The organism is Ruegeria sp. YTSA168 (assembly GCF_059610045.1).
Genome location: NZ_JBXWMW010000001.1, coordinates 702188 through 721887 on the forward strand (window position 1 = coordinate 702188; position 19700 = coordinate 721887).

Below are 19700 nucleotides of genomic sequence, written 5' to 3' on the forward strand. Positions count from 1 at the left end.
GAGCTGATTGATGCACGACCTGTCCCCACGCGCGGCTGATTTGCTGGCACAACGCTTGTATGAGGCCGGATGCCGTCATGCTTTTGGCATGCCCGGCGGCGAGGTTCTGACGCTGGTCGACGCATTAGAACAGGCAGGGATCACCTTTCATCTGGCCAAACATGAAAACGCGGCCGGATTCATGGCCGAGGCCGTGCATCACCGCGACGGCGCGCCCGCCATTCTGGTTGCCACCATTGGTCCGGGCGCGATGAACGGGATCAACGTTGTTGCCAACGCGTTTCAGGATCGGGTGCCGATGATTGTCCTGACAGGCTGCGTCGATCCCGATGAGGCGTTGACCTATACGCATCAAGTGATGGATCACAGTCAGGTCTATCGCTCGATCACCAAGGCCACCTTTGTGATGACCTCGGAAGGCGCTGATATCATTGCGGATAAGGCCGTATCCCTGGCCAACCAACCCCGACCCGGCCCGGTACATATCGATGTACCAATCTCGGTTGCCGATACGCGCGTGTCTTCGACCAAGCGTCGGCGTTTGGCCAAGGTCGCAGCCGTGGCCCCGGAAGGCGATTGCCTCGACAAGGCGCGTCGTTGGGTGGCCGAGGCTGAGCGCCCCGTGGCGATCATTGGGCTGGACGTTCTTTACGATGACTCGTGCAGCGTGGTGCAGGCGTTTCTGGAACATTTCAACATCCCCTTTGTGACAACCTACAAGGCCAAGGGTGTCGTCCCCGAAGATCACCCGCTTTGTCTGGGTGGTGCAGGGCTGTCGCCTTTGGCTGATAAGCATTTGATCCCGCTGATCGAACAATCCGATCTGGTTCTGTGCTTGGGCTATGACCCGATCGAGATGCGCCCCGGCTGGCGTGAAATCTGGGATCCGGACCAAAAGCGCGTCATCGATATCTCGGCTGTGGTCAATGATCACTACATGCATCAGGCCGGGCTGAACCTGGTGGCCGATACAGGCGAAACCCTTGAAGCCATGGCCAAAGGCACACCCGCCCGCGCCACCTGGCCCGGTGGTGAACCCGCTCAGGTCAAGGCAGCGCTGGCGCAAGCCTTCCCGCAAGACGACGACTGGGGGCCTGCCGCAATCATCGCCGAGACACGCGCAACCCTTCCTAAAAACACTCTTGCTACAGCAGACAGTGGGGCGCACCGCATTCTTCTAAGCCAGATGTGGGATTGTCACGAGCCGCGCGGGCTGATCCAGTCTTCGGCGCTTTGCACGATGGGATGTGCGCTGCCCATGGCCATCGGTTTGAAACTGGCCGAACCGGATCGACCAGTCATCAGCTTCTCGGGCGATGCCGGGTTTCTAATGGTGGCCGGAGAGCTGTCGACCGCCGCCGAGCTGGGCGGCAATCCAATCTTTCTGGTCTTTGTCGATGCAAGTCTTGCGCTGATCGAGCTGAAACAGCGCCAGCGCCAGATGGGCAATCGGGGTGTTGATTTCGACCGCCACGACTTTGCAGCCATCGGGCGCGCCTTCGGAGGCTATGGACATACTGTTCGCAACCGCGCAGAACTGCGGTCGGCGTTGCAAGAGGCGGTCAAGGCCGACCGCTTCACTGTGATCGCCGCCGAGATCGAGCGTGGAGGATATGATGGCCGCATCTGACGGGCCGCTGAAAGGCGTCAAAGTACTGGACCTGTCTCGCATTCTGGCCGGACCGACCTGCACACAATTGCTGGGCGATCTGGGCGCAAGCGTCATCAAGGTTGAAAACCCGGCCTCGGGCGGGGATGACACGCGGCAATGGGGCCCGCCATATGTGACGGATGCCGAAGGCAACCGCTCGGACCTGAGCGCCTATTACATGTCGGCCAATCGAAACAAGAAATCCGTCGCCGTCGACATTGCAACGCCCGAGGGGCAGGCCGAAATCAAGCGTCTGGCCTCGCATGCTGATATCCTGATCGAGAATTTCAAACCCGGCGGATTGGCGAAATACGGGCTGGATTACAACAGCTTATCGCAGGATCTTCCCGGCCTCGTCTATTGTTCGATTTCCGGCTACGGCCAAACCGGACCCAATTCCAGCAAGCCCGGATATGACCTGATGGCGCAAGGCTATGGTGGGATCATGTCACTGACCGGCGACCCCGACGGCGCGCCTATGAAAGTAGGCGTAGGCATCTCTGATGTCATGTGCGGAATGTACGCCGCTGTCGGCATTCTGGCCGCCCTGCGCCACCGCGATCTGACCGGTGAAGGGCAGCAGGTCGATCTGGCGCTGGTGGATTCGCAGGTGGCCTGGCTGATCAACGAAGGCGTCAACTATCTGACCTCGGGCGATGTTCCTCAGCGACGTGGCAATGGACATCCCAATATCGTGCCATATGAGGTCTATCAGACCGCCGATGGCCACGTGATTTTGGCTGTTGGCAATGACAGCCAGTTCCGCCGTTTTTGCGATTTCATCGGCCATCCCGACCTAGCCGATGACCCGCGTTTCGCCACCAACCCGGTCAGGCTGGAGCATCGCGAAGCACTGAATGCTATCCTGCGGCCTGCGCTCCAGTCACACAGTACGCAAACCGTGATCACCGAACTCGAACTTCGAAAAGTCCCTGTTGGTCCGGTACAGACATTGGATCAGGTGTTCGACACCGATCAGGTGGATGCGCGCGAGATGCAGATCACCATGCAAGCCGAACCGGGTGAGGTGAATCTGATCGGGAATCCGCTGAAACTGTCCCGCACGCCTGTAACATACCGGCACGCCCCGCCGCTGTTCGGTGCAGACACTGATGACATTTTAGGCGCTGAAAACCCCTTTGAAGACTGAAACACTTGCCCATTTCGGCGGCAAGTTGCTGAAACATGCCCTTGAATCGGCGGTTTTTTTCAATTTTCGCACACACGGGTTTTCACCAATTCGAGAGCAGGGTCGATACTGTTACGACGCGCCCGCACACTCTGATAAATCAAACAGTGTCGAATATCTCAGTCGGATTGGACCCAAGTATGAAACAAGACGTTTTTGGACAGATAAACACTTTGACCCACTCGGCCAGCGCCGAAGCGTGGGACGGTGTTCTGCTTGGGTTCATGGCGCATGCAGCAATCACCCCTCAGCATTTGGGTAAGGTGCTTGAGCTGGAACCGGATTTTGCCCTTGGCCATGCGATCAAGGGCCTGTTCATGGTTCTGCTGGGGCGGCGCGAAATGCTGCCCGTTGCGACCGAAGCGCTGACTGCGGCCACCACTGCGATGGAACGCCAACCCGTATCAGCCCGCGAACGGCTGTATGTTGAGGCCCTGTCGCTTTATCTGTCCGACCTACCCACGCAGGCGATCCAGAAGTTCGAAGAGATTCTGCGCGCCCATCCAACTGATACGCTGGCGATGAAACTCAGCCATGCGACCCGGTTTGTTCTGGGGGATGCCGAGGGGATGCGGCGGTCGATCGAACGCATCTTGCCCGCCTATGAGCCCGATCATGCCGGGCGCGGCTACCTGCTGGGTTGCCACTCCTTTGCGCTGGAAGAAACCGGCGCCTACCAGAAGGCCGAGATTGCCGGGCGCCAGGCGCTTTGGATGGTGTCGGACGATGCCTGGGGCCTGCATGCGGTGGCCCATGTGCATGAGATGACGGGCAATGCCCAGTTGGGCCTAGATTGGCTGGCCGGGCGCGAAGACGCCTGGGCGCACTGCAACAATTTCCGCTATCACGTCTGGTGGCACAAGGCATTGATGCATCTGGATCTGGGTCAGGTCGATCAGGTGATGGCGCTTTATGACCAACATATCCGTAAGGACAAGACGGATGATTACCGCGACATCTCGAACGCCACATCGCTGCTGTCTCGGTTGGAGCTCGAGGGCGTCGATGTCGGCAACCGCTGGGAAGAACTGGCCGATCTCAGCGCCGCCCGAACCGAAGATGGCTGTCTGATCTTTGCCGACCTGCACTATCTGCTGGCTCTGACCGGTGACAATCGCGGAGATGCGACCGGCAAAATGCTGCAGCGTATCCAGAAAGATGCGCAGCGCAATCAGGGCGACACCCCGATCCGCATGTCTGATCCGGGCATCGCAGCCGCCAAGGGGCTTGAGGCGTTTGGCGACGGGCTCTACGGCGCAGCCTTTGATTTCCTGTCAACCGCTCGGGCCGGTATGCAACTGGCTGGTGGCAGCCACGCACAGCGTGATGTATTCGAGCGCATCACAATTGATTCCGGCCTACGCGCTGGTCGTCTGGATGCGGTCGAGCGCATTCTGGATGATCGCCGCGCGAAACGCGCCGGGGGTGAGGACAATTACGCACTAGCGCGCCGTGCATTGATCGAAGCGGCCCGCGACAGCGGAGACGCACAAAGCGTCCCGGCTGAATAACCAAAAGACCAAGAAGGACAGAAAACGTATGGCGACTGTTTCGCCCGCTTCTGATTTTGCGCCTGCGGCGGCCCAATCGGCTGCCCCGGCCACCATACGCGATCCGCGACTGGATTTTTACCGCGGAATTGCGATGTTCATTATTCTGGTGGCCCATATCCCGGGCAATCCCTGGACAAGTTGGATTCCAGCCCGGTTCGGGTTTTCTGATGCGACCGAGATTTTTGTGTTCTGTTCCGGCATGGCTTCGGCCATCGCCTTTGGCGGTGCGTTTCTGCGCAAGGGTTGGTGGATGGGTACGGCTCGCGTGGCGTTCCGCATCTGGCAAGTCTATTGGGCCCATATCTGTCTGTTCTTCTTTGTCGCCATGACCATGGCCGCACTGGACCAGACCGGTGCGTTTGAAAAGACTTACATCTCATCCCTGAACCTTCAGCATTTCTTTAAGGACCCGGCCTCTCAAATGGTGGGGATTTTCACGCTGACCTATGTGCCGAACTACTTTGACATCCTGCCGATGTATCTGGTGGTTCTGGCGATGATGCCGCTTTACATGGCGCTGTATCGGGTCAACTTCTGGCTGATGGTCGCCGTTTCCGTGGCGATCTGGTTTATCGCGCAAACCGGCGCACTGGCGCTTCCGGCCGAGCCGTGGTCGGATCGTCAATGGTTCTTCAACCCGTTTGGCTGGCAATTGCTGTTCTTCACCGGCTTTGCCTTCATGCGTGGCTGGATCCCGGCCCCTCCGGTCTCAAAAACGCTGATCTGGGCAGCGATTGCCTTTCTGGTTCTGTCCGCGCCGATTGGGTCGTGGAAGGTATTTCTGTGGGTACAATCCGCGGCCCCGGGCCTGGCCGAGCAAATCCGCGACATCTGGCCCCTGACCAAGGAACTGCGCGGCAAGACCGAGTTCGGCCTGTTCCGCTATATCCACTTCCTGTCACTGGCCTATCTGGGTTGGGTCGTCGCCGGTGAACATGGACACCGCCTGATCGCTTCGGGGCACAGCCTTGGTGCGCGCATCTGGCAGGTGGTGTTGAAACTGATCACCAAAGTGGGTCAGCAGTCACTCGCCGTCTTCGTCTTTTCGATGGCTGCAGCGCGCCTGATCGGCGTTGCTTTGGATCAGGCTGGGCGGGATTTTGCCACCGTCTTCGCCGCCAACACGATTGGCTTTGCCATGATCATCGCGGTGGCCTATCTGGCGGCTTGGTTCAAATCACAGCCTTGGAAATCAAAGAGATGACCCTGACGCGCCGCGCATTTCTGGCTTCTACTTCAGCGCTATTGCTGGCGCCGGCCACCTTTGCCTCTGGCGGTGCAGTGCCGTTTGACCGCAACCATGTGATCGAGTTGGCCCGCGAACTGGCCAGCCGCCCCTTTGCCGAGCGTGAGATGGTACCGCAGGAATGGCAGGACCTGACCTATCAACAATACCGCTCGATCAGGTTCCGGCTGGACCGCGCGCTCTGGTACGAGACCGAGACACCTTTCAACGTCGATTTCTTCACGCCCGGCCTGTATTTCCCGCGCACGATTCAGGTCTCGACCGTCGAGAACGGGATGGCCAAGCCGGTCGCTTTCGATCTTGAGATGTTCGACAAGGCCGAAGAGGTCCCGACCCTTCCCATCGACGAAACCCTGGGTTTCTCTGGCCTGCGTCTGCGCACCGAAATGCACCGCCCAGGTGAAACCGATGAGTTCTGCGTCTGGCAAGGGGCCAGCTATTTCCGCGCCATCGGTCTGCACGAGGTTTACGGCCTGTCCGCACGCGGTCTGGCGCTGAAAACCGGCGACCCGGATGGCGAGGAATTCCCCGAATTCATTCGCTTCTGGCTGGAACGCCCGGAACCGGGCCAACGCAACATGGTGGTTCACGCCCTGATGGACAGCCCCAGTGTGACCGGGGCTTACCGGTTCAACGTGACCGCAGGGGCCGATTGCATCATGGATGTCGAGGCCACCTTGTTCCCACGTACCGAACTGGATCATGTCGGCATTGCGCCCGGAACCTCGATGTTCCTGTTCGATCAAACCAACCACAGCCGCTTTGATGATTTCCGCCCCGCCGTCCATGACAGCGACGGGCTGCTGATCCGCAACGGCGCGGGAGAGGTGATCTGGCGGCCTTTGGCCAACCCGACCCGCCTGCAAATTTCGTCCTTCGTGGATACCAACCCCCAAGGGTTCGGTCTGATGCAGCGCAAGCGCGCATTTTCAGACTATGCAGATCTTGAGGCGAACTATCACAAGCGCCCCAGTCTATGGGTCGAGCCCGGCTCTGATTGGGGCAAAGGCACGGTAACACTGGTTGAGATTCCCGCCGATCAGGAGATCTACGACAACATCGTTGCCTATTGGCGTCCGGCAGAACCCTATGCTGCTGGTAGCCAAGTTGATCTGACCTATCGTCTGATTTGGGGTGAAGAACCGCAGCGCACCCCAATGCCGCGTGTGATCAACACCGCGATGGGTGAAAACACCTTTGGCGAAGGCCGTCTGGCCGTGATCGATTTCGAACCCAGTGAGCTGTTTGATGATCTGGACGCGGTTACCATCTTTGCCAACTCGCCTCATGCGGAAACCTCGGACGGTGTGTTGCAACGCAACCCCGATACTGGCGGTGTGCGTCTGGCGTTTTCCTTCCAACCCGGTGAACGTGACCACGTCGAACTGCGTGCACAACTGCTGGTCAACAAACGCCCGGCCTCCGAAGTGTGGCTGTATCGTTGGACCGCATGAACAGCGATTTGCATATCATGCCACCCGAGGCGCCGCTGGCCATGCCCGCGCAGGATTTCAGCGCCGGGTTCCGCGATGCCGAGGTGCCATTAAGCAAACATCGCTCAGCCGGGTTCTGGCGCGCGCTGGCTTTCTCACCGGCCATGGCGGCCACACTTGGCCTGCTATGGGTGATGACCGACTGGTTCGGGGCCGAAGGTATCAACCTGGTCGAAGGCATTCTGCTGGCGCTGATCTCATTCAACTTCTTCTGGATCTCGTTCACGGTCTGCACCGTCCTGCTGGGCATGATCTCGCTTTCGCGGCAAGAACGCCCGGTCGCTCAGGTTCGCGCGCAGCCGCTGCGTGTCGCCTTGTTAATGCCGATCTACAACGAAGTGCCATGGTTTGTACTGGGCAATGCTCGCACCATGCTAGAACAGCTGCGCGCACGCGGCGGACGGCACGAATACGCCATGTTCATCCTGTCGGATACACGCGACCCCGAAATCGCCGCACAGGAACAAGCCAGTATCGAGGCGCTGCGCACCACGCTGGCCCCCGATCTGAAACTCTACTATCGCCGCCGCGGACAGAACACGGACCGCAAAGTGGGCAACATCGCCGATTGGGTCAGCCGCTGGGGTGGCGATTGGGATGCGATGTTGGTGCTGGATGCGGACAGTCTGATGACCGGACGCGCCATCGCCCGCCTGACGGATTCTCTGGCCCGTGACCCCAGTGCGGGGCTGATCCAAAGCTATCCGCAACTGATCGGCGCGCAGTCGGTCTTTGCGCGGATGCAGCAATTCGCCAATGGCGTCTATGGTATTGCCTTTGCCGAAGGTCTGGCCCGTTGGTGCGGACAAGAAGGCAATTACTGGGGTCATAACGCCATCATCCGCACCAAAGCTTTTGCTACTTGTGCGGGCTTGCCCAAGCTGCGTTCGTTCAACGGGCAAGACACGCTGATCATGAGCCACGACTTCGTCGAAGCTGGTCTGCTGCGGCGTGCTGGGTGGGGAGTGCGCTTCCTGCCGCGCATCCGCGGATCATACGAAGAAACACCACCCACCCTCATCGACCACGCCATGCGGGATCGCCGCTGGTGTCAGGGGAACCTGCAACATCTGAAACTGCTTGGCTCGCGCGGGTTCCGCTCGGTCTCGCGGTTTCACATGTTCCATGGTGCGGTCGGCTATCTCATGTCACCGCTATGGTTTGCGCTGCTTCTCATGTGGGCGCTGATCGGTCAAGGCGAAGAAGCGTCGGTTTTGCACTATTTCAGCCCCGACAACCCTTTGTTCCCGCAATGGCCCGAGATGAGCGAAACCCGCCACGTGCTGATCATTCTGGTGATGTATGCCATGCTGCTGGCCCCCAAAGTCTTGGGCGTGGCCGCCCTGCCGCTGAGCGGTGTCCGCTATTCAGATTTCGGTGGCTGGCGGCGGTTCTTTACCTCGTTCCTGTTCGAGGTCATCCTATCGATCCTCTACGCGCCGATCCTGATGGTGCAGCAGATGATTGCCGTGTTCCGCACCGCCTTGGGCCTGCAAAAAGGTTGGTCCCCGCAGGCGCGTAACGGAGGCAGCTATAGTCTGCGCACATTGATCTTCTGCCATGCATTGGAAACCGTTAGCGGCGTCGCGCTCAGTGTAGGGATTATGGCCGGACTGGTTTCGGTTTGGCTGGCCCCGATTGCGATCAGCTTGGCATTTGCGATCCCGCTCTCAGCACTTAGCGGTGTCTCTGCAGGGGCTGCACGCCAGATGGTCGGAATGCGCGAGGACTTTGCCGAGCCGGATATCACCCGCTCAGCACGTCGTCATCGCGATGAGCTGAAACGTCTGATCGAAGGCAAGGGCAGCATGACACCGGCAGAGTAATCAACCGCCGGGCAGACCTTCGTACCAATCCACCATCATGTCCGCCCAACCATTGGGAACGGTATGGCCGCCCGGGAACAGAGCAAATTCGAGCGCACTGCCATCAGCGCAGCCGCTCCAATACCGGCGCATGAACGGACCGGTCGTGGAGAACCCGCTGGGCTTGGTGTCAACGCATCCGTTGGCAATACGCCAGATTTCAAGCCCGGCAAAGATATCACCCTGATGAAAACGACCACCCCCAAGCAGCCGTCCTTCGAGCGGCACAACATTGTCTATCCAGCCATGGGTATGGAACAGGCGCACCGGCCCATTGCAGGCTTCTGGATGTGGTCGCCAGAACCCGCCGGAAACCGGCACATAGGCCGAGAAGGTCTCGGGCGCGTCGCAGGCCAGGTAGTTCACCATGAACCCTCCGGCTGAAAACCCGCCCAGAACGGCGCGATCGCTATCGATGCCGAACCGCTCTGCCGCATCGCTTACAACTTCGCTTAGAAAGACAGTCTCATCCCGTTCGCCGAAGCCCGGGTAAAAGTTCCAGCTTTTGGTGCCGCCGCGATCCGGTCGCTCCAGCCCCTCGGGGGCCATGACGGCGTATCCACGGGCCAATAAGGGCTCGACCATGCTGCGGTTGTTCATGGTGCCGGACCCGCTGCCGCCATAGCCATGCAAGAACACCAGCAAAGGCGGGTTTTCGGCACTGGGCAGTTCGATGTGATATTCGCCCAAGGCGGTCTTGCACGTGCCTTCATCCGGGCCACAATCGGCATATGCGGACTGGGCCGCAACGGCCAAACAGGCAGACAACCAGTACTTCATCTTGCTCAGGTCCCCTCAGAATACGTCTCGACCGGTAATCCGGACCGAACCCAACCCGGCCCTGCCGCTGATCCCAGCATACCTTCCGGCACGTCGATTATATTGGTAAATCCCGCCTCGGTCAGTTGATTGCTCAGCCGCGCTGACCGCACGCCGCGCGCACAGATCAGGGCAATCGGTCCGGCTTGATCCCCTCCGGTCAATTGCAGCAACGTTGGCACGAAATCATCCCGGCGCATATCCAGCGGCTGCGCGCCTTGCGCGATGCCTGTCGCCTTCCATTCGCGCGGGGTGCGAATATCAACCAGCAGGATGTCACCTGAGACCGCACTTTGATGCGCCCGCGCGACATCAAGCTGACCGCCCGAATAATTCTGTGGGATCAAACGGTATTCGCGGATTGCAAAGCCAGCGACCAGCGCCGCGCCGCCCCCCAGCAAAACCCACCTTCGGGCGCGGTTTGTATTCTCAGCCATGCGGCACCCTTTTGCGTTGACCGCCTTGTTGTAACACATCAAAGACGAAGACGCTTTGGTCAAGAATGGCCACCGCGATCAAGTTCGCGTCATTATCACGCAGCAGGGTTCCGCCCGAAATACGTCCTTTAGTCCTTGTCGAAACCTTGCAATTTCCCGGCAGCCAATAAATTATCCTTCAGAATTCAGTCATATCGACCGCCCACACCGGAGTATCGCACTTGTCCCTATTCCTTATCGCGGCCCTTCCCTTTCTCGGAGCTGTTTTTCCAGCCCTTTTGATCCGGGCAGGACGAAACGCAGCCGCATCTGCCGCTGGGTTGACCACCTTCCTTGCCCTAATGGGATTGCTGATCCACATCCCGGCCGTAATGCGTGGCGAGGTCGTGACGGCGCGATTTGATTGGATTCCAAACCTCGGTCTGAACGCGAATTTCATGCTGGATGGGCTGGGCTTTCTGTTTGCCCTGCTGATTTTGGGTATCGGCCTACTGATCATCCTCTATGCGCGGTTCTACCTGTCGCGCGAAGATCCGATGGGACAATTTTACACCTATCTCTTGCTGTTCCAGGGCGCGATGGTCGGCATTGTACTATCCGATAACATCCTGCTTTTGCTGATTTTCTGGGAACTCACCTCACTCAGTTCCTTCCTGCTGATCGGCTATTGGAAACACCTGCCTGAAGGTCGACAGGGCGCGCGGATGGCACTTGCAGTCACAGGCGGCGGCGGGCTGGCGATGATCGCCGGGATGCTGATCCTGGGCAATATCGTGGGGTCCTACGACCTCAGCGTCATTCTGCAGAACAAAGAGCTGATACAGGCCTCACCCTACTACCTGCCCGCGCTGATCCTGATCTTGCTGGGCTGCTTCACCAAATCGGCGCAGTTCCCGTTCCATTTCTGGCTGCCGCACGCGATGGCGGCGCCGACGCCGGTATCGGCCTACCTGCACTCGGCCACGATGGTGAAGGCAGGTCTATTTTTGATGGCGCGGATGTGGCCGGTTCTGTCAGGCACCGATGCGTGGTTCTATATCGTGGCCACGACAGGTCTGGTGACCATGCTGATCGGCGCGGTGATTGCGCTGTTCAAGGACGACCTGAAGGCTCTGCTTGCGTTTTCGACCGTCTCACATCTGGGACTTATCACCATGCTGCTTGGGTTTGGCACCAAGTTCGCCGCAGTGGCAGCCGTCTTCCACATCATCAACCACGCGACCTTCAAAGCAGCCCTGTTCATGACCGCCGGGATCATCGATCATGAAACCGGTACGCGGGATATCAAACGGCTCGGTGGGCTGCGTCACCTTATGCCAGTCACCTTCACAATCGGCACGATTGCAGCACTTTCGATGGCCGGTCTGCCACCGCTGAACGGCTTCCTATCGAAAGAAATGATGTTGGAAGAAACCGTGCATACCACCTGGTTGCACTTGCATTATCTTGTGCCGGGTCTGGCCCTGGTGGCGGCGCTGTTTTCGGCGGCCTATTCGTTCCGATTTGTCGGTCACGTGTTTCTTGGCCGTGAGCGCAGCGACTACCCTGCCCACCCCCATGACCCTCCGGTTGGGTTGTGGATCGCGCCGGCCTTCCTTGTGGTGCTGGTGATCCTGATCGGCCTGAACTCAGCAACAATCGTCGGTCCCTTGGTTGCCGTAGTTTCAAGCGCTGTTATCGGCGGCGAGAAACTGCCCTATTACTCACTCAAACTCTGGCATGGATTCACACCTGCCCTATTCATGTCCGTCGTCGCGACGCTGGGGGGCCTGTTCCTGCTGGGGCTGCACAAGCATTGCGAACGGTTCTGGAACGCTCTGCCCCGCCCCGAGGCCAAGTTGATCTTCGAGGCGCTGATCAACCGCTTCACACAGCTAAGCCGCTGGATCACGGATGAGCTCCATAACGGTGTGCTCAGTCGCTATGCTATCATCTTTGTCGCTTTCACAGTTGGGCTAGGCTACTACGCCTACACGACCGGCACGGTTGGTGTTGAGACCCGCATTCCGTTGCCTGCGCAATTCATCCCGATCATCGGCTGGATTTGCCTGGTCGGCTCAACCCTGGGGATCATGTGGTTCCATCGCAACCGCTTGCTATCACTGGTTCTGATCGGCGTTGTTGGCCTGATCGTTTCGGTTGCCTTCAACTATCTGTCGGCCCCGGATCTGGCGCTGACCCAAATCTCGGTCGAAGTGGTGACGATGATCCTGCTGTTGTTGTCACTGAACTTTTTGCCCACCGAGACACCGTGGGACAGCAGTGCGGCGCGGCGTTGGCGGGATGCTGCAATTTCCGTTGTCGCCGGCCTGGGGACCGGAGCCCTGATCTATGCGATCATGATGCGCGACTTTGCCTTTCCCACGATTTCCGAGTTCCATCTGGCGAATTCGTACAAAGGCGGCGGCGGTACCAATGTGGTAAACGTCATTCTGGTCGACTTCCGGGGTTTTGATACTTTTGGTGAGATCATCGTGCTGGGCATCGCGGCGCTGATCATCTTTGCCCTGACCGAGGCTGTACTGGGCACAAATGTGCGTGGTTACCTGCTGAACCGCAAACCGCATTGGCCGCAATCGGGGGACTCGCATCCGCTGATGATGGTTGTCGCAACCCGTGTGATGATGCCGATTGCCTTGATGGTGGGCGCCTACATATTCTTCCGCGGTCATAACCAGCCCGGGGGTGGTTTCATCGCTGGCCTGATCGTGGCGATTGCGTTCCTCATGCAATACATGGCCAGCGGCTACACCTGGGCCATCGAACGACAAAGGTTCTATTATCACGGCACCATCGGTTGGGGTGTATTGATCGCTGCGGCCACCGGTTTGGGCGCGTGGTTCAATGAACGCCCCTTCCTGACCAGCGATTTCGGCTATATCAACTGGCCGCCACTGGAAGAGTTCGAATGGGCCACCGCCATGTTGTTCGACACGGGCGTGTTCCTGGCAGTTCTTGGCGCCGTGATGCTGGCGCTCGATAGCCTGTCGCGCTTTGCGTGGCGGCCGGGCATGGCGCAGGAATTCCCGATGGATATCAACCCGCTACGGGATGATCCACCAGAACAAGACGAAGAGAAGGAGCAGGCCTGATGGAAGCGCTGGTTGCCTCTGCCGTAGGCATTCTGACCGCCGCCGGGATTTTCCTGATCCTACGCCGACGGACATTCCCGGTCATTCTTGGCCTGTCCCTGATCACTTATGCGGTGAACGTGTTCCTGTTTGCCACCGGGCGTCTGGCGTTGAACGCGCCTGCCGTTCTGAACAAATACAAGGATGTCCCCTATACCGACCCACTGCCGCAGGCGCTGGTGCTGACGGCCATCGTGATTTCGTTCGGGATGACCGCTGTGATCGTGATGATCGCACTGTCGGCCTACCTATCGTCAAAAGATGACCATATCGATATGAGCCCGCATGACAGCGTGGACGCGCCAGGAGAAGACGCATGAACCACTGGATCGTTGCGCCGATCGTCCTTCCTGCGATCCTGGCTCCATTTATCATCATGGTCCTGCGCTATCATCTGGACCTGCAGCGTATTTTCTCGGTCGCGGGTGTTGTCGCCTTACTGGGTATCGCACTGACCATCACCGCGCAGGCGTCAGGCGGGGATATTCAGGTCTATGAGCTAGGTGATTGGCCGGCCCCTTTTGGCATTGTCATGGTGTTGGACAGGCTATCGGCCATGATGGTACTGCTGACCGCATTGCTGGCCCTGCCCATTGTGCTCTATGCCATCGCCTCGGGCTGGGATGATCGAGGGAAACATTTCCACGCACTGCTCCATTTCCAGCTTATGGGCGTATGCGGGGCCTTCCTGACCGGCGACGCCTTTAACCTGTTTGTGTTCTTCGAGGTCCTCCTTATTGCCTCCTACGGTCTGATGACCCACGGGGGCGGCTCTGTTCGCCTGAAAGCAGGCGTGCAGTATGTCGCATACAACCTTCTGGGCTCGACCCTGTTCCTGTTTGCCTTGGGCACGCTTTATGGTGTGACAGGCACGCTGAACATGGCCGACATTGCCCTTCGTGTAGCTGAGATGCCAGCTGAAGATACCGCCCTGTTGCGGGTGGGCGCGGTGCTGCTGCTGCTGGTTTTCTGTATCAAGGCCGCCGTTCTGCCGCTACATTTCTGGCTGCCAGCCAGCTATGCCAATGCGCCACTGCCTGTGGCCGCCCTGTTTGCGATAATGACCAAGGTTGGCGCTTATTCGATCATTCGGATGTACACACTCGCCTTTGGGCCCGAGGTCGAAGCGACCCAGGGGCTGGCGGGCGACTGGTTGCAACCGGCGGCTCTGGTCACCCTTGCCGTCGGAGCCATAGGTATTCTGGGCTCACAACACATTGCACGGATGGTTGCGTTCTGTGCGATCGCCTCAATGGGAACGCTGTTGATTGCAATCTCGCTGTTTACGCCGCAAGCCAGCGCAGCCGCGCTGTACTATGTGTTCCATTCGACTTTGGCGACGGCACTCATGTTCTTGATCGCCGATCTGGTTATGGAACGGCGTGGCGGGGCCATCACCCCGATGACACCCATGGCGCAGACCGGGTTGATCTCAGGGCTGTTCTTCGTGGGGGCCATCGCCATGGCCGGTATGCCGCCCCTCTCGGGTTTTATCGGCAAGCTGCTGGTACTGGATGCCGCACGCGATGCGCCGGTTTCAACATCGGTATGGGCGGTTGTTCTGATCGGGTCTTTCGTGACAATCGTCGGACTGGCGCGGGCCGGGTCTTTGATTTTCTGGAAAAGCCACGATGCCGAACATATCAGCCCCGAAGAAGCGCCGGAGGAGGAGGCCACCCCCCTGCCCGCACCTGAACCGCAACCGGGTCTGGCCTTTACGTCAGTCTTTGGTCTGGTGGCCGGGCTGATCCTGCTGACCATCTTTGCCGGACCCGCACTGGACTATACAAGCCAAACCGCTGAACAATTGTTCACGCCCGAGCACTACATCTCGGCTGTGTTGGGAGGGGAAGAATGATCAAGCTGCTGCGTCGCGTATTCCCGCATCCACATCTGACATTTTTGCTGACAGTTGTGTGGGTCCTGCTGGCCAATAACGGGTCTTTGAACTCGCTGGTCTTCGGCCTCATCCTAGGGATCATCATCCCCTTTATCACACAACCCTACTGGCCGGATCGTCCAAAACTGCATAACTGGCCAATGGTAGTGGAGTATATTCTGGTGGTCCTGTGGGACATCGTGATGGCCAACATTACCGTCGCCCGGATTATCCTGTTCAAGCGAGATGCGGATCGCCAACCGAACTGGATCTGCGTCCCGCTAGAATTGCGCACACCCGAAGCGATCACAGTGCTGGCGGGCACCATCACTATGACCCCTGGCACGGTCAGTTGCGATCTGTCGGCACAAGGGCACAATCTGCTGGTCCACTGCCTGGACGCCCCTGACCCCGAGGCTGTTCGGGACCAGATCAAACAACGCTATGAACGCCGCCTGAAGGAGATTTTCGAATGATCGAATACGCCATCTACTTCGCCTTCACCTGTTTCGGAGCGGCAATCCTGATGTGCCTGTGGCGGATCATCACCGCAGATGGGGTCGGCACCCGCGTTCTGGCACTGGACACGATGGTCATTAACACCATCGCGCTGATGATCCTCTACGGGCTTGATCAGGGCACCGAAATCTTCTTCGAGGCCGCCATGATCATCGCCATGCTGGGCTTTGTCTCAACCGTGGCCTACGCGCGCTTCATGCTGCGCGGCAATATTATCGAGTGAGGGCAGGATGACGTTTTTCTTCGAACTTCTGATCACCGTCTTTCTGATCGTATCGGGCATCTTTGGCTTTGTCGGATCCTTCGGAATGATCAAGCTGAAAGACCCTATGTCGCGTCTGCATGCCCCCACCAAAGCGACAACCTTGGGGGTTGGCGGCGTGCTTCTGGCCTCAATCTGCCATTCGGTTCTGCTGGAAGGCAAATTGTCGCTGCACGAACTGCTGATCACGCTATTTTTGTTCCTCACGGCCCCGATCACGGCCCTGTTCATTGCAAAATGGCATGTTCACCGCCATGAAAAGCCGAGCGATCTGCCGGATGCGGGCGAGGACGAGCTTTGGGCCACCCACGCGGTCGAGCAGGTCGAAGACGTCCCGGACCACAGCACGAACTGAGCCTTATGCATAATCCTCCGCTGCCCCTGACCCGCGATCTGGTTCTCATTGGCGGTGGGCACACGCATGCGTTGCTGCTGCGCAAATGGGGGATGAACCCACTGCCCGGTGCGCGAGTGACGGTGATCAACCCCGGCCCGACCGCGCCTTATTCCGGAATGTTGCCGGGTTATGTTGCAGGGCACTACGCGCGGTCTGAACTGGACATTGATCTGGTGAAACTGGCGCGTTTTGCGGATGCGCGGATTGTTCTGGGGTCGGTCGACGCAATCGACACCGATCAGCAACTGATCCATATCCCCGGTCGAATGCCGGTTGCGTTCGATGTCGCTTCGGTCAATGTCGGGATCACATCGGATATGCCCGGCATGCCGGGGTTTGCGGAACACGCCGTACCTGCCAAACCCCTTGGCCCCTTCGCCAGCCGCTGGGCCGCGTATCTGGGCAAGCCCGGCCCCGCAGCCGTGGTTGTGATCGGGGGAGGTGTCGCCGGGGTTGAACTGGCCATGGCAATGGCCCACGCGTTGAAAGCCCGACAACGTCCCGCGCGGGTGACGCTGATCGACAATGCGGCGGCCCTGTCTGCGACCGAACCCAAAGCCGCAGCTACAATCCGCCGGGCGATGGATGATCTTGGTGTCAACGTTCTGGAGCAGTCCGCCATCGCACATATCGCGCCCGACCATATCGAATTGGAAGATGGACGGCAGATCGAGGCCGACTTTGTCACCGGGGCCGCTGGCGCCCGGCCTTATGACTGGATCGCCCGCACAGGTCTGGACCTGAACGAGGGCTTTATCCGTGTGAACGGGCATCTTCAGTCTAGTGATCCCGCCATCTTCGCCGCCGGTGATTGCGCCCACCTAAGCGACAACCCGCGCCCCAAGGCAGGTGTGTTCGCGGTGCGTGAGGCTCCGGTTCTGTTCCACAACCTACGTGCTGCGCTGGGGGCTGGGAGGATGCGGCGCTATGTGCCGCAGAAGGACTATCTGAAACTGATCTCTCTGGGCCAAAAATCCGCTTTGGGAGAACGTCTGGGCCGGTCCTTCAGCGGCCCCATGATGTGGCGTTGGAAAAATCGCATCGACCAGAGTTTCATGGACAAGTTCCGCGATCTGCCCCACATGCCCCCCCCTGCACTACCGCGCGACCGCGCTGACGGGATGTCTGAGGCATTGGGAGACAAGCCCATGTGCGGCGGCTGTGGGGCCAAAGTGGGTCGAGGGGCCTTGCAACGCGTATTACACGCTCTGCCGAAACCCGTCCGCTCGGATGTGACATCCTTACCCGGTGACGATGCCGCCCTGCTAACAACGGGCAAGGCGCAACAATTAATGACAACGGATCATCTGCGCAGCCTGATTTCTGATCCCGTTCTGATGACGCGCATCACCGCTGTCCATGCGCTTGGTGATATCTGGGCGATGGGGGCCCAACCCCAAGCCGCAACCGCCACCATCATTTTGCCGCGCATGTCCGCCATATTGCAGGAACGCACCCTGTCCGAGATCATGACCGCTGCCAATGAGATCATACAGGACGCCGGGGCCGAGATCGTGGGCGGCCATAGCTCGATGGGGGACGAAATGACCCTGGGCTTCACCATCACCGGTTTGTGCCCTGAACCGCCGATCACATTGGCCGGGGGGCGGCCAGGCGATGTTCTGATCCTGACCAAACCCATCGGAAGCGGCGTTTTAATGGCCGCAGAAATGGCAGGAGAGGCAAATGGAGCCGATGTCGCAGAAGCTTACAAGCTGATGACCCAATCGCAAGGCCGGGCGGCGAAGATATTGTCGCGGGCCCGGGCGATGACGGATGTCACAGGGTTCGGGCTTGCCGGGCATCTGCAAGGCATATGCGACGCCTCAACCTGTGGCGCCGTACTGTATTTGGACGCGGTTCCGGTGATGCCTGGAGCGATTGACCTGAGCAACGGCGGTGTTCATTCGACACTGTTTTCTGACAACCGATCCATCGCACCCGGGCTTCCCTCGGATGGCAAGGCGGCCCTGCTATTTGACCCTCAAACTGCAGGCGGCTTGCTGGCCGCAGTCGCACGAGACGACGCAGACGCCATGTTAGACGCGCTGCAGACGGCGGGCTATCCGGCGGTCAGGATCGGTCACCTGACCGACACGCCCGGGCTGCGCCTTCAAAGCTGATCCAGCGCGGTTTCTATCTCTGCTGCCGCGTGCCTCAGGCCGCTGCCGTCCAGCTTTTGCACCTCGACCCGCGCAACGGGGTCTACGGGATGAGCACGGCGCGACTTGGCATAGGCCGGGTCATAGTGCTGTTCGATCAATGCACGGGTCAACGCGCGCTTGTCGCCCGCATCGATCAATGCCAGCCATGCATCCACCACCTCATGCCCACGGTGAACCCGCAACGGGGATAGGCGATCGCGCAAACGCGCACTATCGGACAGGATATCATCATAAGCCTGCATCAAATACGCGGCCCGTGCCGCAACCGGCGCAACGATCTGAATGCGCGGAGCGGCACACATCGCCGTCCACAAGCTGGGTGGCAGGATTCGCTCGCCAATCTTCGAGGATTCCGCCTCAACCACAACCGGGCGTGCCGGATCAAGCGCGCAGAAAGCAGCGGAAAGCGCTGACTCGAACGCTTTCTGGCTGGGCTGTCCACCAGGCATCTCACCCAACAACGAGCCCCGGTGATTGGCCAACCGCTCCAGGTCGACGACCTGAACACCACGCCGCTGCAAATGATGCAGCAACTCGGTTTTGGCCGTGCCGGTATAGCCATCCAGTGCGATCAGTCGAAACGGCAATGAATGTTCATACAAATAAGCGTTTACCAGACGCCGATAGGTTCGATACCCGCCTTCAATGACCTCGGCTCGCCAACCGATCTGTTGCAACGTCCACGCAAACGACCCGGACCGCTGCCCACCGCGCCAGCAATAGACCAGTGGCCGCCAGTCGCCCTCATGATGGCTAAGGCTGTGTTCGATATGATTGGCCGCATTTCGAAACACCAAAGCCGCCCCAAGTTTGCGGGCCAGAAACGGGCTTTGTTGCTTGTAGATCGTTCCGACCCGGGCGCGTTCGGCATTGTCCAGAACCGGCAGGTTGATCGCACCGGGCAGATGATCCTCTGCAAACTCAGCCGGGCTCCGGACATCGATCACGGTGTCGAAAGCATGGGCATATAGCTGTGGTAAGTCAGAGAATTTCAATGCCATGCCAGCGGTTTAGTTGCCCGAGCCATCTAAGAAAACCTTGTCTAGTCGCTTGTTTGAGTAAAATGAATCACGAACGGCAACTCGAAAGCTAAA

At 59.1% G+C, this 19700-nt stretch carries 16 protein-coding genes; 13 read left to right on the forward strand and 3 right to left on the reverse strand.

Annotated features, from left to right (window positions below; all coding sequences use genetic code 11):
• Positions 1–10 precede the first annotated feature (10 nt).
• From AC2FFE_RS03555 to mdoH, 6 genes are all read left to right on the forward strand, one after another.
• On the forward strand, positions 11–1630 hold the full coding sequence (locus tag AC2FFE_RS03555; protein ID WP_496845852.1) for a thiamine pyrophosphate-binding protein: 1620 nt from the start codon (positions 11–13) through the stop codon (positions 1628–1630).
• Positions 1617–2801: a CaiB/BaiF CoA transferase family protein gene (locus tag AC2FFE_RS03560; protein ID WP_496819420.1), complete on the forward strand. Its 1185-nt coding sequence runs from the start codon at positions 1617–1619 to the stop codon at positions 2799–2801. Before AC2FFE_RS03555 ends, AC2FFE_RS03560 begins: the two co-directional genes overlap by 14 nt.
• A gap of 179 nt (positions 2802–2980) precedes the next feature.
• The gene (locus AC2FFE_RS03565; RefSeq protein ID WP_496819421.1) at positions 2981–4351 is read left to right on the forward strand and encodes a tetratricopeptide repeat protein; all 1371 of its coding nucleotides are present in this window, start codon (positions 2981–2983) and stop codon (positions 4349–4351) included.
• A 28-nt stretch (positions 4352–4379) separates the two neighbouring features.
• Positions 4380–5597: an OpgC family protein gene (locus AC2FFE_RS03570; RefSeq protein ID WP_496845853.1), complete on the forward strand. Its 1218-nt coding sequence runs from the start codon at positions 4380–4382 to the stop codon at positions 5595–5597.
• The gene (locus tag AC2FFE_RS03575; protein WP_496845854.1) at positions 5594–7093 is read left to right on the forward strand and encodes an OpgD/OpgG family glucan biosynthesis protein; all 1500 of its coding nucleotides are present in this window, start codon (positions 5594–5596) and stop codon (positions 7091–7093) included. Before AC2FFE_RS03570 ends, AC2FFE_RS03575 begins: the two co-directional genes overlap by 4 nt.
• Positions 7090–8958: a glucans biosynthesis glucosyltransferase MdoH gene (mdoH, locus tag AC2FFE_RS03580; protein WP_496845855.1), complete on the forward strand. Its 1869-nt coding sequence runs from the start codon at positions 7090–7092 to the stop codon at positions 8956–8958. Before AC2FFE_RS03575 ends, mdoH begins: the two co-directional genes overlap by 4 nt.
• On the opposite strand, the gene AC2FFE_RS03585 is transcribed toward mdoH, so the two are convergent.
• Together AC2FFE_RS03585 and AC2FFE_RS03590 are read right to left on the reverse strand one after the other, a co-directional pair.
• Entirely contained in the window at positions 8959–9777 is an 819-nt protein-coding gene (locus AC2FFE_RS03585) for a CE1 family esterase (protein ID WP_496845856.1), read from the reverse strand.
• Between the two features lie 5 nt (positions 9778–9782).
• The gene (locus tag AC2FFE_RS03590; RefSeq protein ID WP_496845857.1) at positions 9783–10253 is read right to left on the reverse strand and encodes a rhodanese-like domain-containing protein; all 471 of its coding nucleotides are present in this window, start codon (positions 10251–10253) and stop codon (positions 9783–9785) included.
• 221 nt (positions 10254–10474) lie between these two features.
• Between AC2FFE_RS03590 and AC2FFE_RS03595 the strand changes: the two genes are divergently transcribed.
• The 7 genes from AC2FFE_RS03595 to selD are packed head-to-tail and all read left to right on the forward strand — an operon-like array spanning position 10475 to position 18564.
• Positions 10475–13345, forward strand: a complete 2871-nt coding sequence (locus AC2FFE_RS03595) for a monovalent cation/H+ antiporter subunit A (RefSeq protein ID WP_496845858.1) — start codon at positions 10475–10477, stop codon at positions 13343–13345.
• Entirely contained in the window at positions 13345–13704 is a 360-nt protein-coding gene (locus AC2FFE_RS03600; RefSeq protein WP_496819428.1) for a Na+/H+ antiporter subunit C, read from the forward strand. Before AC2FFE_RS03595 ends, AC2FFE_RS03600 begins: the two co-directional genes overlap by 1 nt.
• Positions 13701–15242 (forward strand): monovalent cation/H+ antiporter subunit D, encoded by a 1542-nt coding sequence (locus AC2FFE_RS03605; protein WP_496845859.1) that lies wholly within the window; start codon positions 13701–13703, stop codon positions 15240–15242. The genes AC2FFE_RS03600 and AC2FFE_RS03605 overlap by 4 nt, the downstream gene beginning before the upstream one ends.
• Positions 15242–15739, forward strand: a complete 498-nt coding sequence (locus AC2FFE_RS03610) for a Na+/H+ antiporter subunit E (protein ID WP_496845898.1) — start codon at positions 15242–15244, stop codon at positions 15737–15739. Before AC2FFE_RS03605 ends, AC2FFE_RS03610 begins: the two co-directional genes overlap by 1 nt.
• Positions 15736–16005 (forward strand): K+/H+ antiporter subunit F, encoded by a 270-nt coding sequence (locus AC2FFE_RS03615; protein ID WP_170532030.1) that lies wholly within the window; start codon positions 15736–15738, stop codon positions 16003–16005. The genes AC2FFE_RS03610 and AC2FFE_RS03615 overlap by 4 nt, the downstream gene beginning before the upstream one ends.
• A gap of 7 nt (positions 16006–16012) precedes the next feature.
• The gene (locus AC2FFE_RS03620; RefSeq protein ID WP_480498967.1) at positions 16013–16399 is read left to right on the forward strand and encodes a Na+/H+ antiporter subunit G; all 387 of its coding nucleotides are present in this window, start codon (positions 16013–16015) and stop codon (positions 16397–16399) included.
• 5 nt (positions 16400–16404) lie between these two features.
• Entirely contained in the window at positions 16405–18564 is a 2160-nt protein-coding gene (gene selD / locus AC2FFE_RS03625) for a selenide, water dikinase SelD (RefSeq protein WP_496845860.1), read from the forward strand.
• Here selD and mnmH read toward each other — a convergent pair.
• Positions 18555–19607 (reverse strand): tRNA 2-selenouridine(34) synthase MnmH, encoded by a 1053-nt coding sequence (mnmH, locus tag AC2FFE_RS03630; protein WP_496819432.1) that lies wholly within the window; start codon positions 19605–19607, stop codon positions 18555–18557. The genes selD and mnmH overlap by 10 nt on opposite strands.
• Between the last annotated feature and the right edge of the window lie 93 nt (positions 19608–19700).

Bases quoted from the DNA above. Each gene is read 5' to 3' on its own strand.
- AC2FFE_RS03605 (WP_496845859.1), top strand. From the start codon at position 13,701: ATGAACCACTGGATCGTTGCGCCGATCGTCCTTCCTGCGATCCTGGCT.
- AC2FFE_RS03570 (WP_496845853.1), top strand. From the start codon at position 4,380: ATGGCGACTGTTTCGCCCGCTTCTGATTTTGCGCCTGCGGCGGCCCAA.
- AC2FFE_RS03590 (WP_496845857.1), bottom strand. From the start codon at position 10,253: ATGGCTGAGAATACAAACCGCGCCCGAAGGTGGGTTTTGCTGGGGGGC.
- AC2FFE_RS03555 (WP_496845852.1), top strand. From the start codon at position 11: ATGCACGACCTGTCCCCACGCGCGGCTGATTTGCTGGCACAACGCTTG.
- mnmH (WP_496819432.1), bottom strand. From the start codon at position 19,607: ATGGCATTGAAATTCTCTGACTTACCACAGCTATATGCCCATGCTTTC.
- AC2FFE_RS03615 (WP_170532030.1), top strand. From the start codon at position 15,736: ATGATCGAATACGCCATCTACTTCGCCTTCACCTGTTTCGGAGCGGCA.
- AC2FFE_RS03600 (WP_496819428.1), top strand. From the start codon at position 13,345: ATGGAAGCGCTGGTTGCCTCTGCCGTAGGCATTCTGACCGCCGCCGGG.
- AC2FFE_RS03620 (WP_480498967.1), top strand. From the start codon at position 16,013: ATGACGTTTTTCTTCGAACTTCTGATCACCGTCTTTCTGATCGTATCG.
- mdoH (WP_496845855.1), top strand. From the start codon at position 7,090: ATGAACAGCGATTTGCATATCATGCCACCCGAGGCGCCGCTGGCCATG.
- AC2FFE_RS03560 (WP_496819420.1), top strand. From the start codon at position 1,617: ATGGCCGCATCTGACGGGCCGCTGAAAGGCGTCAAAGTACTGGACCTG.
- AC2FFE_RS03565 (WP_496819421.1), top strand. From the start codon at position 2,981: ATGAAACAAGACGTTTTTGGACAGATAAACACTTTGACCCACTCGGCC.
- AC2FFE_RS03585 (WP_496845856.1), bottom strand. From the start codon at position 9,777: ATGAAGTACTGGTTGTCTGCCTGTTTGGCCGTTGCGGCCCAGTCCGCA.
- AC2FFE_RS03575 (WP_496845854.1), top strand. From the start codon at position 5,594: ATGACCCTGACGCGCCGCGCATTTCTGGCTTCTACTTCAGCGCTATTG.
- selD (WP_496845860.1), top strand. From the start codon at position 16,405: ATGCATAATCCTCCGCTGCCCCTGACCCGCGATCTGGTTCTCATTGGC.